Consider the following 13036-nt stretch of genomic DNA (forward strand, 5'->3'; position numbering starts at 1 on the left):
CGCCTGCCCCAGCGCGGCGGCGAACGCGTCGTAGCCCGCAGGGTCCGACAGGCCGACGCGGACGTCGAAGCGGTCGACGAGATCGTGGATGCTCGAGGGATCCTCCGCGGGCACGACGAGCACCAGACCGTCGTCGCCGCGCCCGAAGAACAGCGCGCCGCGCTTCTCGTCGGCCCACAGCTCCAGCAGCTCGGCGATGCCGTCGACGCGCGCGGCTGCGGCATCCGTCACCGCCACCACCACCGGTGCCGGCGGAAGCGGCCCCCAGAGCTCGCGGGAGGTGCGGCGTGCGAGCCCGGGGTCGCCGCTGAGGAGCGACTGCACCAGGCCGGCGCGCAGCGCCGAGCGCGCGCGGCCCAGCCCCTGCTGCTGCTCGAGCGCCAGGCCGGCCATCGCGATCACGGCGGTGACGACGACGCGTCCCTCCTGGTCGAGGTCGCCGGCGGCGATCGCGATCACGCCGCGCAGGTGGCCGCCGCGGCCGAGCGTCTGCAGCGTGAAGGGCGTGTCGCCCATGTGCAGCGACGACCCGGCCCGTGCACCACGGTGGAGGACGCCCGTCACCTCGCGCTGCAGCGCGGCGGCGGTGTCGGCGTCCAAGGCCCCGGCGGGATGCTCGCGCGACAGTTCGCCCGCCGCGTCGAACATGCCCACCCAGGTGTCGAGCTGCTTGGCGAGCTCAGCCACCGTCGCGCCCAGCCCGTCGGGGCGGAGGGCCGCCAGGGCGATCGCCCGCTGCGCGGCCAGCGCCCAGCTGCGGCGGGCGTACGCCTCGGCGGCAATGGCCTCGGCGTTGGCGCGCGCCACCGCGATGAACGGCGTGCGGTAGGGCACCTCGAACAGCGGCATCCGCTCGTCGCGGCATGCCTCGACGAGGGCGGGAGGGATGCCGGCCCGCACGACCTCGGTGCCGAAACCGAGTCCCACGACGCCCCGCGCTGCGAGGCGGTGGACGTACGCGCGGTAGAGGTCGGACGCCTCGTCGCCGTTCGGGAACTGGGTGCCGGTGGTCAGCAGCACCAGCCCCTCCGAGAGGAACGGGGTGGGATCGGCGAGGTCGGAGCTGTGCACCCAGCGGATCGCCCTGTCGAGGGTGCTGGGCTCCAGGTGGTCGCCCGCGAGCGAGAGCCCCAGATCGCGCCGGGCGAGCAGGGCCCGAAGAGTGGGGGCGTCGGCATCCATGATGCTCCGAGTGTACGACTCGTACAGCGAGGCAGGCAGAATGTACAGCGGGGAGGGTGCGAGGGCTCTGGAGAGCGACATACGCTCCCCACCATGAGCAGCGCAGCCGACATCGTCACAGAAACGCCCCTCGGCGGTCCGACCCTTCCGCAGGAGCGCCGCCTGGTCACCAGCATCCCCGGTCCCCGCTCGCAGGAGCTCCTCGACCGCAAGGCCGATGCCGTCGCGGCGGGCGTCGGACACACGGCGCCGGTGCACGCCGTCGCCGCAGGCGGGGGAGTCATCGTCGATGCCGACGGCAACTCGCTCATCGACCTCGGCTCGGGCATCGCCGTCACCACGATCGGCAACGCGCATCCGAAGGTCGTCGCGGCGGTGCAGGCGCAGGTGGCGCAGTTCACCCACACGTGCTTCATGATCGCGCCGTACGACTCGTACGTGTCGGTCGCCGAGGCGCTCAACCGCATCACGCCGGGCGACCACGCCAAGAAGAGCGCGCTGTTCAACTCGGGCGCCGAGGCGGTGGAGAACGCCGTCAAGATCGCCCGCAAGTACACCGGCAAGCAGGCCGTCGTCGCGTTCGACCACGGCTACCACGGCCGCACCAACCTCACCATGGCGCTGACCGCGAAGGCGATGCCGTACAAGAGCGGCTTCGGACCCTTCGCCTCGGAGATCTACCGCGCACCGCTGTCGTACCCCTACCGCGACGGGCTCACCGGCCCCGAGGCGGCCAAGAAGGCCATCTCGATCATCGAGAAGCAGGTCGGCGCCGACAACCTGGCCGCCGTGATCATCGAGCCGATCCAGGGCGAGGGCGGCTTCATCGTCCCCGCCGACGGATACCTGCCGGCGCTCGTCGAGTGGTGCCGTGCCAACGACGTGGTGTTCATCGCCGACGAGATCCAGACCGGCTTCGCCCGCACGGGCGAGATGTTCGCGAGCGACGTGTTCGGCATCGTTCCCGACCTCATCACGACGGCCAAGGGCATCGCGGGGGGCCTGCCGCTTGCGGCGGTGACCGGCCGCGCCGAGATCATGGACGCCTCGCACGCGGGCGGCCTCGGCGGCACGTACGGCGGCAACCCGATCGCGTGCGCTGCCGCGCTCGCCGCGATCGACGTGTTCGAGAACGACGGGATGCTCCAGCGCGCCTGCGAGATCGAGACGATCCTCAAGGGCCGCCTGCAGCAGCTGCAGGCCGCCGACCCGCGCGTCGGCGACGTGCGCGGCCACGGCGCGATGATCGCGGCCGAGTTCGTGGACCCCGCGACGGGAGAGCCGGATGCCGCGCTCACCGCCGCGGTCGCGAAGGCGTCCATCGCACAGGGCGTCATCGTGCTCACCTGCGGCACCTACGGGAACGTGATCCGTTTCCTGCCGCCGCTGTCGATCACCGACGACCTGCTCCACGAGGGCCTGGACGTCGTCGCGGCAGCGCTCGCGGCATCCTGATCCCTCCGATCCGCCTGACCCTCTGATCCCTCGGATCGATCCCGCGGCGGCCCGACCGGCCGCCGCGGGATACCGAAACAACACGCGAGGCGCACGAGCATGCGCGCCCTGACGAAGGAGTCCGAATGACCGAGCTGACCCGCGACGTCGTCATCGTCGGCGCCGGCGCCGCCGGCACGACCGCCGCCAACGAGCTGAAGAAGGCGGGCCTCTCGGTCGTCGTGCTCGAGGCACGCGACCGCGTCGGCGGGCGCCTGTGGACCGATGTCGTCGACGGCGCCATGCTCGAGATCGGCGGCCAGTGGGTGTCGCCCGATCAGGACGCCCTCAAGGAGACCCTCGCCGAGCTCGGCCTCGAGACCTACAGCCGCTATCGCGAGGGCGACTCGGTCTACATCGGCAAGGACGGCGAGCTCACCCGGTTCACCGGCGAGATCTTCCCGGTGGCGCCCGAGACCGAGAAGGAGATCGTCCGCCTGATCGAGGTGCTCGACGGGCTCGTCGCGCAGGTCGACCCCGACAAGCCCTGGGAGCACCCTGACGCCGAGGCACTGGACCGCATTTCGTTCCAGGCATGGCTCGAGGACCAGACGGATGACCAGGAAGCGCGCGACAACATCGCGCTCTTCATCGCCGGTGCGATGCTGACCAAGCCCGCCTACGCGTTCTCCGCGCTGCAGGCGCTCCTCATGGCCGCCAGCGCCGGGAGCTTCTCGCACCTCGTCGACGCCGATTTCATCCTCGACGAGCGGGTCGTGGGCGGCCTGCAGCAGGTGCCGCTGCTCCTCGCGGAGCGGCTGGGCGACGACGTCGTCCTCGGGCAGCCGGTCACCGAGGTGCACTGGGGCGACGACGGCGTCCGGGTCGTCACCGACAACGGCCTCCAGGTGCGCGCGCGCTTCGTCATCCTGGCGCACGCGCCGATCCTCTATCCGTGGATCGAGTTCCAGCCGGCGCTGCCGCGCCTGAAGCAGCAGATGCACCAGCACATCTCGATGGGCTTCGTCATCAAGGTGCACGCGGTCTACGACCGGCCGTTCTGGCGCGAGCAGGGCCTGTCGGGCACCGCGTTCAGCCCCTACGAGATCTCGCACGAGGCGTACGACAACACCAACCACGGCGACGAGCGGGGCACGCTCGTGGGCTTCGTCTCGGACCGCAACGCCGACGACCTCTTCCGGGTGTCGGCCGAGGAGCGCAAGGCGCGCATCCTCGAGTCGCTGTCGCACTACTACGGCCCCGAGGCGAAGAACCCGCTCGTGTACTTCGAGAGCGACTGGGGCGCCGAGGAGTGGACGCGCGGCGCGTACGCCGCCAGCTTCGACCTCGGCGGTCTGGCCCGCTACGGCGCGGACCTGCGCACGCCGGTCGGCCCCATCCACTTCGCGTGCAGCGACATGGCCGGCGCCGGCTACCAGCACGTCGACGGCGCGATCCGCATGGGGCGCCTGGTCGCGGCCAACATCGTCGAAGCAGCCCACACATGAGTGCGCGGATCGTCGTCGGCTACACGGCAACGGATGCCGGAGCCGACGCGGTCGCGGTCGGCACGCGTCTGGCCGCCGCCATGAAGGCCCCGCTCGACCTCGTGCTGGTGCTCCCCGGCGAGGACCGCAGCGTCATAACGCCGCCCGACGCCGGCTACGACCGCTACCTCGTGACGCAGGCCGAGGCATGGCTCGCGGAGGCGTCCGCGTCCATCCCGGCGGCCGTGGGACACGCCGGGCACGTGCGGTTCGGCGACTCTTTCGCCGAGGGTCTGATCGCCGCAGCACACGAGCTCGCGGCATCCCACATCGTCGTCGGCGCCGCGAACGGCGGCCTGCGCGGTCGCCACCGCCTCGGCACCGTGGCGAACGAGCTGCTCCACTCGTCCGATGTTCCCGTGGTGCTCGCGCCCGAGGGGTCGCGCCACCTCGAGGTGACCGGCGTGAGCCGCATCACCGCGGCGATCGGCACGCGTCCGGGCGCGAGTGCGCTGCTCGACGAGAGCGTGGCCCTCGCGGTCGCCACCGGCACCGGTCTGCGCTTGCTGTCGCTCGTGTCGGTGGACCTTCCGGCCACCGTCGACACCGGCGTCATCCGCATCGCGGGTGCCGCGCACGCCGACGACGTGCTCGGCAAGGCACTCGGGGTCCTCCCCGAGGGGGTCGAGGCCGAGGTCGTCGTGGCCCGCGGCGACAGCATCGAGGACGCCGTCGCCGACCTCGCCTGGCAGCCGGGCGAGCTCGCGGTCGTCGGCTCCAGCCGGCTCGCGCAGCCCCGGCGCCTGTTCCTCGGCTCGACCGCGGCGAAGATGCTGCACGAGCTTCCCGTACCGATGGTCGTCGTGCCTCGCACGCACGGCCAGGAAGGCTGACGCGCATGAGCGCTCCACAGCATTCCGGCGGCGCCGCGGCGCAGCTGGCCCCGTCCTCCGGTGCACACGCCGGCGAGCTGACCAAGAAGGGGCTCAGCGCCGGCGCGGTCGGCGTGCTGGGCGCCGTCGTCATCGGCGTCTCGACCATCGCTCCGGCCTACACGCTCACCGCGTCCCTCGGCCCGACGGTCGCCGTCGTCGGCACGCAGGTGCCGGCGATCATCCTCGTCGGGTTCATCCCGATGCTCCTGACGGCCTTCGGTTACCGCGAGCTCAACCGCGCGATGCCCGACTCGGGCACCTCGTTCACGTGGGGCGTGCGTGCGTTCGGACCCTGGATCGGCTGGATGACCGGGTGGGGCCTGATCGCCGCCACGGTGATCGTGCTGTCGAACCTCGCCGGCATCGCGGTCGAGTTCCTCTTCCTGCTGATCTCGCAGCTGACCGGCAATCCCGAGATCGCCGAGCTCGCGTTCAATCCCTTCATCAACGTCGCAGTGTGCCTGCTGTTCATGCTCGGCGCGACGCTGATCTCCTACCGCGACATGCAGACCACGCAGAAGTTCCAGTACATCCTGGTGAGCTTCCAGGTCGTGGTGCTGCTGCTGTTCGCCGTCGTCGCGATCATCAAGGCCGTGTCGGGGGACGCCCCCGACCCCACCGCGTTCTCGTGGTCGTGGTTCAACCCGTTCGAGGTGCCGACGTTCAGCGCGTTCGCCGCCGGGCTGTCGCTGTCGATCTTCATCTTCTGGGGCTGGGACGTCGTCCTCACCATGAACGAGGAGACCAAGAACCCGGCGAAGACCCCCGGTCGTGCCGCGATGCTCACGGTCGTCATCGTGGTGTCGCTGTACCTTCTGCTGTCGATCGGCCTGATCATGTTCGCCGGAGTCGGCACGGGTGCGCTGGGACTGGCGAACGAGGACATCTCGGCGAACGTGTTCTTCGCCCTCTCCGACCCGATCCTCGGCCCGCTGGCGTTCCTCGTGTCGCTCGCGGTGCTGTCCAGCTCGGCCGCCTCGCTGCAGTCGACCGCCGTCGGCCCGGCGCGGACGCTCCTTGCCATGGGTCACTACGGGGCGCTGCCTCAGAAGTTCGCGCGCGTCAGCCCGCGCTTCTTCACCCCCGGCTATGCCACCGTGGTGTCGGCGATCGTCGCGTCGGTGTTCTACGCCGTCATGCGCGTGGTGAGCGAGAACGTGCTCACCGACACCATCCTGTCGCTCGGCATGATGATCTGCTTCTACTACGGCCTCACCGCGTTCGCGTGCGTCTGGTACTTCCGCAAGCAGTGGTTCGACTCGGTGCGCAGCTTCTTCTTCACCTTCCTGTTCCCGCTCGTCGGCGGCGCCATCCTCGCCGTCCTGTTCGTGACGACCCTCGTCGACTCGATGGACCCGGCGTACGGCAGCGGATCGAACGTCTTCGGCCTCGGCCTGGTGTTCGTGCTCGGGGTCACCGTCATCCTCGTGGGAGTCGTGATCATGATCTGGCAGGCGATCAAGCGTCCGGCGTTCTTCCGCGGTGAGACACTCGGTATCGATGCCCCCGAAAGCCTTCGACGCGCCCGTCGCTGACGGGCAGACTGTCCCCAATCCATCCGATCGGAGAGGAAGCATGACCGACTACGCCGTCGTGAACCCGGCCACGGGGGAGACCCTGGCCACGTATCCGACCATCACCGACGAGGCCCTCGAGGCCGCCATCGCAGAGGCGGATGCCGCCTACCGCACCTGGCGGGATCAGCCCGTCGCCGAACGTGCGGCACGCATCCGCAAGGTCGCCGAGCTGCACCGCGAGCGCCGCGACGATCTGGCCGCAATCATCGTGCGCGAGATGGGCAAGCCGCTGGAGGCCGCGCTCGGCGAGGTCGACTTCGCCGCCGACATCACCGAGTACTACGCCGACCACGCGGAGAAGATCACCGGCGACCAGCCGATCGACATCGACGGCGAGGGCACCGCGGTCATCCGTCGCACGCCCCTCGGCGTGCTGCTGGGCATCATGCCGTGGAACTTCCCGTACTACCAGGTCGCCCGCTTCGCCGCGCCCAACATCGTGGTGGGCAACACGATCCTCCTGAAGCACGCGCCCCAGTGCCCCGAGTCGGCCGCCGCGATCGCGGCGATCTACGCCGATGCGGGGCTCGAGGGCGTGTACACGAACATCTACGCGACCAACGACCAGGCGGCCGCCGTCATCGCCGACCGTCGCGTGCAGGGCGTGTCGGTGACCGGCTCCGAGCGGGCCGGAGCCGCGGTCGCCGAGATCGCGGGGCGCAACCTCAAGAAGGTCGCGCTCGAGCTCGGCGGATCGGACCCGTTCATCCTGCTCTCGACCGACGACCTGGACGCCGCTGTGGAGGCCGCGGTCGCCGCACGCCTGGACAACACCGGGCAGTCGTGCAACGCGGCCAAGCGCTTCATCGTGGTGGACGGCCTGTACGACGCGTTCCTCGAGAAGTTCACGGCGGCGATGAGCGGTGCGAAGGTCGGCGACCCGTTCGCCGACGACACCGTCCTCGGCCCGCTGTCGTCGCTCACCGCGGCGGAGCGCCTGGCCGAGCAGGTCGACAAGGCCGTGGCACAGGGGGCGACCCTCGTGACCGGCGGCACCCGCGACGGCGCCTTCTACCCGGGCACGGTCCTCGCGGATGTCACCAGCGACATGGACGCGTACCGCGAGGAGTTCTTCGGGCCGGTCGGCGTCGTCTACAAGGTCGCGGACGAGGACGCCGCCGTGGCGCTCGCGAACGACACCAGCTACGGCCTCGGCTCGTACGTCTTCACGACGGACGAGGAGCAGGCCAAGCGGGTCGCCGACAAGATCGACGCCGGCATGGTCTATGTCAACGTCGTGCTCGCCGACGAGCCGGGCCTGCCCTTCGGTGGCGTCAAGCGCTCCGGCACCTCGCGTGAGATGGGCCTCCTCGCCGCCGACGAGTTCGTCAACAAGAAGCTGATCCGCGTCGGCGCCTGACCCTCAGCCCTCGCCGAGCGCCTGACGTGCCTCGGCGAGGGCCTCGTCGGCCCACTGCACCTGCTGCGGCGTGCCCCAGCGGGTCGCGGCATCCCTCGCCGCCTCGAACGACGTGACGGCCTCGCCGAACCGGCCCGCGTCGAACTGGCGCCAGCCGGCGTTGTTATGAAGCGACACCCGCCAGCGCAGCGTGCGCGGGTCGTCGGTGCCGTCGAGCGCGGCGAGGGCCGCGGAGGTCCAGTCCTCGGCCTGATCGGCGTCGGCGATCGCGAGCATGTGCAGCGCGTCGACCTGCAGAAACGTCAGGCCGGCACCGGATGCCGCGTCCACCGCGGCGAGGAAGTACGGCACGGCGCCCTGCCCATCGCCCGCCGAGTTGCGCACCCGGCCGCGCTCGAGGGCGGCACGCGCCGCGACGGCGGCGTCCTCGATCGCCACGGCGTCGAGCACCGCGTCGGCCTCGGCGAACCGCTCCTGAAGCCCGAGCGCCCGGGCCACCTGCGTCTGCAGCTCGGCGCGGGCCGCGGCATCCGTCTCCTGCTCGGCCGCGTCGCGCAGACGAGCCTCGGAAGCGGCGGGGTCGGAGAAGTCCCAGAGCTCGTCGAGCCGGCGCTGCGCAAGGGTCATGCCGGGAATGCTAGTGCGTCGCCCGGGGGTGTCGCGGATGGGTCGAGAGCGCGAGGATGGAGGCATGGCAGACACACCGGACCCCGTCGTCGCCCTCTCCGATGAGCAGTGCTGGGAGCGCCTGCGCGGGCAGGAGCTCGGCCGTCTCGTGACACATGTCGGGGACGTGCTCGACATCTTCCCCGTGAACTACGTGGTCGACGGCGAGAGCCTGCTGTTCCGCACCGCACAGGGCAGCAAGCTGTTCGAGCTGACCGTCAACGACGAGGTGCTCTTCGAGGTCGACGACCACACCGACACCGACGCGTGGAGCGTGATCCTGCGCGGTCGTGCCCACCCGCTCGACAGCTCCGCCGAGGTGGAGCGGGCGGACGGTCTGGGCCTGCGGCCCTGGATCCCGACGCTCAAGTACACCTACGTGCGCGTCGAGCCGACCTCGCTGTCGGGCCGGGCGTTCGAACGATCGCCCGAGCCGGACCGCTACGGCGTGCAGCAGTACTGAGCCGTGGAATCGCCTCTGCGAGGTCGCTCCCGGTTCGCGGCGTCCGCGGGCATGCCGTACACTGGAACGTGCAGTTGAAGTCTGCATTCTTTCGCCGTGCCCGTTGTCGGGTGCGGATCCTCAAACCGCGGTGAGAGGGGAAGAGTGCGGGCTTCACGAGACCTCCGGGTCTCTAGGGCGGTAGCTCAATTGGCAGAGCAGCGGTCTCCAAAACCGCAGGTTGCAGGTTCGATTCCTGTCCGCCCTGCGCGTCAGCGCACACACCCTGCGTTGATAACAAAGTGTGGTCGACCCGTGTCGGCTCACGGAAGGTAATCAGGTGGCATCGATGGTTCAGGACGAGCCGAAGGGCGAAGTCGTCCCCGCTGAGGGAACGGCCGCGCCCCGCGAGAAGAAGCTCAACGTCTTCGCTCGCATCGCCCTGTTCGTTCGTCAGGTCTTCGCCGAGCTCCGCAAGGTCGTCACCCCGACGCGCCAGGAGCTGCTGAAGTACACGGCGGTGGTGCTCGGCTTCGTCGTCGTCATGATGGCGCTCGTCTACGGCCTCGACGTGCTGTTCGTGTGGATCACGGCGTACGTCTTCGGAGTGCCCGGCGCCTGATCCCCCGAGCGCTCCGGCTTGCCCCGGAGTCACGACACGGGCGGACCGCAAGTCCGGCAACGGACGGAACGGAAGAGAACTCACGTGACTGAAAGATATGTCGACGACGCCGACTGGGCGACCGCCGCAGAGCAGTCCTCGGAGGACGACGAAGCCCAGGAGGGCAACGTCCTCGCCGAGGAGGAGCGCTCGGTCGAAGCGGCCGAGCACGTCGCGATCCACATCGTCGACGACGGTGATGGCGACGACGACGACGCGGACCTGGACGACATCGACATCGACGACCCGGAGGCGGACGCGATCGTGAACGACGCTCTCAATCTTGACGAGACCGCAGAGACCGAAGCAGCAGCCGAGGTGATCAACGACTCCCTCGCGGAGGAGGTCGCCGAGCGGGCGGCCGAGGCCGCCGACGAGGTGACCCCGTACGACGGTCCCGACGTGAACGGCGACGAGGACGAGCCCGAGCTCGACGAGGACTTCGTCGCAGAGGTGGATGCCGCAGCCGGCGTCGTGGACGAGGTCGAGGCATCGGTCTCCCCGGCCGACGCCGCCGAGGCTCCCGCGTTCGCTGACGACGAGGACTCGGACGACGAGGACTCGGACGACGAGTTCGCGGACGACGAGATCGCCGAGAGCGACTCGGACGACGCCGAGGACGGCGAGGACGAGGACGAGGACCCGTACGAGGCGTTCCGCGCAGAGCTTCGCACCCTGCCGGGCAAGTGGTACGTCATCCACTCCTACGCCGGCTTCGAGCGCAAGGTGAAGGCCAACATCGAGCAGCGCAAGTCGACGCTCGAGGTCGAGGACGACATCTACCAGATCGAGGTCCCGATGGAGGACGTCGTCGAGATCAAGAACGGTCAGCGCAAGATGGTCACGCGCGTCCGGATCCCCGGCTACGTGCTCGTGCGCATGGACCTGAACGAAGACACGTGGTCGGTCGTGCGTCACACGCCCGGCGTCACCGGCTTCGTCGGCAATGCCCACAACCCGACCCCGCTGCGCTTCGAAGAGGCCTTCAACATGCTGAAGAGCCTCGTCGAGGTCAAGGAGGTCGCCGGCGCCAAGGGCGGTGCGGCCAAGAAGGGCGCTGCCGCCGCGGCCCGCGTCATCCCCGCCGAGGTCGACTTCGAGGTGGGCGAGACCATCACGATCAAGGAGGGCTCGTTCGCGGGCCTGCCCGGCACGATCAGCGAGATCAAGCCCGAGAGCGGCAAGCTCACGGTCCTCGTCTCGCTCTTCGAGCGCGAGACCCCGGTCGAGCTCAGCTTCGACCAGGTCACCAAGCTCTGACCTGCTGGTAGACTTCTCAGGTTTGCGTGCGCTCTGAGCGCGCGCGATGGACACCGCGATCCGGAACGGCCGGATTCGCGGGAGAACAGGGTGCCCCGGCATCCGCTGTTCGATGAAAGGAAGAAGAATGGCACCGAAGAAGAAGGTGACCGGCCTGATCAAGCTTCAGATCAACGCCGGTGCCGCAAACCCGGCGCCGCCGATCGGGCCCGCGCTCGGTCAGCACGGCGTCAACATCATGGAGTTCTGCAAGGCGTACAACGCCGCGACCGAGTCGCAGCGCGGCAACGTCATCCCCGTGGAGATCACCGTCTACGAGGACCGCAGCTTCACGTTCATCCTGAAGACCCCGCCGGCCGCTGAGCTCATCAAGAAGGCTGCGGGCGTCCAGAAGGGCTCCAAGACCCCTCACACGGTCAAGGTCGCCAAGCTCACCAAGGAGCAGGTGCGCCAGATCGCCGAGACGAAGCAGCCCGACCTGAACGCGAACGACATCGAGGCCGCCTCGAAGATCATCGCCGGCACCGCCCGTTCCATGGGCATCACGGTCGAGGACTGAGGGGAAGAGGAAACATGGCTACCAAGTCCAAGGCCTTCCGGGCCGCTGCCGCCAAGATCGAGGCGGACAAGTTCTACAGCCCCACCGAAGCCGTCGCGCTCGCGAAGCAGACCGGCTCGGCCAAGTTCGACTCGACCGTCGAGGTCGCGCTGAAGCTCTCCGTCGACCCCCGCAAGGCCGACCAGATGGTGCGCGGCACCGTCATCCTCCCGCACGGCACCGGCAAGACCGCCCGCGTCATCGTGTTCGCGACGGGTCCGGCCGCTGAGGCCGCGATCGCCGCGGGCGCGGACGAGGTCGGCGGCGCCGAGCTCATCGAGAAGGTCGCCGCCGGCTGGACCGCGTTCGACGCGGCCGTCTCGACGCCCGAGCTCATGGGTCAGGTCGGTCGCCTGGGTAAGGTGCTGGGTCCCCGTGGCCTCATGCCGAACCCCAAGACCGGCACCGTGACCCCCAACCCGGCCAAGGCCGTCGAGGAGATCAAGGGCGGCAAGATCGAGTTCCGCGTCGACAAGCACGCCAACGTGCATTTCGTCGTCGGCAAGGCGTCCTTCTCGGAGGAGCAGCTCGACGAGAACCTGAAGGTCGCGCTCGAGGAGATCGTCCGCCTCAAGCCTTCCAGCTCGAAGGGCCGTTACATCCAGAAGGGTGCCGTGTCGACCACGTTCGGCCCCGGCATCCCGCTGGACGTCAACGCCATCGTCTGACGCTCCGTCGGATTCGCACGCAGGGGCTCCACCTTCGGGTGGGGCCCCTTCGTCGTCCCGTAACCGTCTGCCGCGGCACCGGCGGGCGGGAGTAGCGTCGGAGACATGGTCGCGACGCTCCAGGATCTGTTCGGAATCGATGCGCCGATCGTCCTCGGCCCCTTCGGCGGGCTGTCGTCGGTCGAGCTGACCGCAGCGGTCAGCGAGGCCGGCGGACTCGGCTCGTACGGGCTGTACGGTTACTCGGCCGATCGCATCAGCGACACCCTCGCCGCGCTGCACTCCGCGACCTCGCGTCCATTCGCCGTGAACCTCTGGCTGCCGACGGGCGACGAGGTCACGCCGGGAGAGGTGGATCTCGCGCCGGCGATCGAGGCGGTGGCGCCCCTCTTCGACGAACTCGGTCTCGCGCACCCCTCGCCGCCGATCGAGTTCCTCCCCGATCTCGACTCCCAGGTGACGGCGGTGCTGGATGCCGCACCAGCGGCGTTGAGCGTCGTCTTCGGCGTCCCCTCCGAGCGGCTCGTCGCGGCGGCGCACAGCCGCGGCATCCGCGTCATCGGCACAGCGACGACCGTGGCCGAGGCCGTCGCCCTCGACGCGGCCGGTGTGGACGCCGTCGTCGCGACCGGCGCCGAGGCGGGCGGGCACCGCGTGTCGTTCCTGCGCCCGGCCGAGCACTCGCTCGTCGGGACGTTCGCGCTCGTGCCGCAGGTCGTCGACGCCGTCGGCGTGCCCGTGATCGCGGCGGGAGGCATCGCCGACC

Annotated in this window: 13 protein-coding genes and 1 tRNA gene; 12 read left to right on the forward strand and 2 right to left on the reverse strand. The window is 69.9% G+C overall.

Features of this window, described 5'->3' with window-relative positions:
* Nucleotides 1-1182 (reverse strand): PucR family transcriptional regulator ligand-binding domain-containing protein (locus tag VIP82_RS00080; protein WP_331905278.1); only part of this gene is annotated, 1182 nt, incomplete at its 3' end.
* Nucleotides 1183-1275: 93 nt separating this feature from the next.
* Here VIP82_RS00080 and gabT point away from each other — a divergent pair.
* From gabT to VIP82_RS00105, 5 genes are all read left to right on the forward strand, one after another.
* Entirely contained in the window at nucleotides 1276-2637 is a 1362-nt protein-coding gene (gene gabT / locus VIP82_RS00085; RefSeq protein WP_331905279.1) for a 4-aminobutyrate--2-oxoglutarate transaminase, read from the forward strand.
* A 125-nt stretch (nucleotides 2638-2762) separates the two neighbouring features.
* Nucleotides 2763-4124, forward strand: a complete 1362-nt coding sequence (locus VIP82_RS00090) for a flavin monoamine oxidase family protein (protein WP_331905280.1) — start codon at nucleotides 2763-2765, stop codon at nucleotides 4122-4124.
* Nucleotides 4121-4996 carry a universal stress protein gene (locus VIP82_RS00095; protein WP_331905281.1) on the forward strand — a complete coding sequence of 292 codons (876 nt, stop codon included), beginning with the start codon at nucleotides 4121-4123 and terminating at the stop codon, nucleotides 4994-4996. The genes VIP82_RS00090 and VIP82_RS00095 overlap by 4 nt, the downstream gene beginning before the upstream one ends.
* A gap of 5 nt (nucleotides 4997-5001) precedes the next feature.
* Nucleotides 5002-6573: an APC family permease gene (locus VIP82_RS00100; RefSeq protein ID WP_331905282.1), complete on the forward strand. Its 1572-nt coding sequence runs from the start codon at nucleotides 5002-5004 to the stop codon at nucleotides 6571-6573.
* Between the two features lie 40 nt (nucleotides 6574-6613).
* Nucleotides 6614-7975 carry an NAD-dependent succinate-semialdehyde dehydrogenase gene (locus tag VIP82_RS00105; protein WP_331905283.1) on the forward strand — a complete coding sequence of 454 codons (1362 nt, stop codon included), beginning with the start codon at nucleotides 6614-6616 and terminating at the stop codon, nucleotides 7973-7975.
* Nucleotides 7976-7978: 3 nt separating this feature from the next.
* Here VIP82_RS00105 and VIP82_RS00110 read toward each other — a convergent pair whose 3' ends face one another.
* Nucleotides 7979-8602, reverse strand: coding sequence for a hypothetical protein (locus tag VIP82_RS00110; RefSeq protein ID WP_331905284.1), 624 nt, complete (start codon nucleotides 8600-8602; stop codon nucleotides 7979-7981).
* A 64-nt stretch (nucleotides 8603-8666) separates the two neighbouring features.
* On the opposite strand from VIP82_RS00110, the gene VIP82_RS00115 reads away from it, so the two are divergent.
* The 7 genes from VIP82_RS00115 to VIP82_RS00145 all read left to right on the forward strand — a co-directional run.
* The gene (locus VIP82_RS00115) at nucleotides 8667-9104 is read left to right on the forward strand and encodes a pyridoxamine 5'-phosphate oxidase family protein (RefSeq protein ID WP_331905285.1); all 438 of its coding nucleotides are present in this window, start codon (nucleotides 8667-8669) and stop codon (nucleotides 9102-9104) included.
* Between the two features lie 174 nt (nucleotides 9105-9278).
* Nucleotides 9279-9351, forward strand: a tRNA-Trp gene (locus VIP82_RS00120).
* Between the two features lie 81 nt (nucleotides 9352-9432).
* Complete coding sequence (secE, locus tag VIP82_RS00125; protein ID WP_331905286.1) at nucleotides 9433-9705, forward strand: preprotein translocase subunit SecE; 273 nt, start codon at nucleotides 9433-9435, stop codon at nucleotides 9703-9705.
* A gap of 84 nt (nucleotides 9706-9789) precedes the next feature.
* Nucleotides 9790-11004, forward strand: coding sequence for a transcription termination/antitermination protein NusG (gene nusG, locus VIP82_RS00130; protein WP_331905287.1), 1215 nt, complete (start codon nucleotides 9790-9792; stop codon nucleotides 11002-11004).
* 127 nt (nucleotides 11005-11131) lie between these two features.
* Entirely contained in the window at nucleotides 11132-11563 is a 432-nt protein-coding gene (gene rplK, locus VIP82_RS00135; protein WP_045247325.1) for a 50S ribosomal protein L11, read from the forward strand.
* Nucleotides 11564-11577: 14 nt separating this feature from the next.
* Complete coding sequence (gene rplA / locus VIP82_RS00140) at nucleotides 11578-12270, forward strand: 50S ribosomal protein L1 (RefSeq protein WP_308869250.1); 693 nt, start codon at nucleotides 11578-11580, stop codon at nucleotides 12268-12270.
* Nucleotides 12271-12375: 105 nt separating this feature from the next.
* Nucleotides 12376-13036 (forward strand): NAD(P)H-dependent flavin oxidoreductase (locus VIP82_RS00145; RefSeq protein WP_331905288.1); only part of this gene is annotated, 661 nt, incomplete at its 3' end.

This window comes from Microbacterium sp., assembly GCF_036566905.1.
Classification (GTDB): domain Bacteria; phylum Actinomycetota; class Actinomycetes; order Actinomycetales; family Microbacteriaceae; genus Microbacterium.

Coding starts and splice junctions, on each gene's coding strand:
- rplK (WP_045247325.1), top strand. CDS start 11,132: ATGGCACCGAAGAAGAAGGTGACCGGCCTGATCAAGCTTCAGATCAAC.
- rplA (WP_308869250.1), top strand. CDS start 11,578: ATGGCTACCAAGTCCAAGGCCTTCCGGGCCGCTGCCGCCAAGATCGAG.
- VIP82_RS00090 (WP_331905280.1), top strand. CDS start 2,763: ATGACCGAGCTGACCCGCGACGTCGTCATCGTCGGCGCCGGCGCCGCC.
- VIP82_RS00115 (WP_331905285.1), top strand. CDS start 8,667: ATGGCAGACACACCGGACCCCGTCGTCGCCCTCTCCGATGAGCAGTGC.
- VIP82_RS00110 (WP_331905284.1), bottom strand. CDS start 8,602: ATGACCCTTGCGCAGCGCCGGCTCGACGAGCTCTGGGACTTCTCCGAC.
- VIP82_RS00105 (WP_331905283.1), top strand. CDS start 6,614: ATGACCGACTACGCCGTCGTGAACCCGGCCACGGGGGAGACCCTGGCC.
- VIP82_RS00100 (WP_331905282.1), top strand. CDS start 5,002: ATGAGCGCTCCACAGCATTCCGGCGGCGCCGCGGCGCAGCTGGCCCCG.
- gabT (WP_331905279.1), top strand. CDS start 1,276: ATGAGCAGCGCAGCCGACATCGTCACAGAAACGCCCCTCGGCGGTCCG.
- VIP82_RS00095 (WP_331905281.1), top strand. CDS start 4,121: ATGAGTGCGCGGATCGTCGTCGGCTACACGGCAACGGATGCCGGAGCC.
- secE (WP_331905286.1), top strand. CDS start 9,433: ATGGTTCAGGACGAGCCGAAGGGCGAAGTCGTCCCCGCTGAGGGAACG.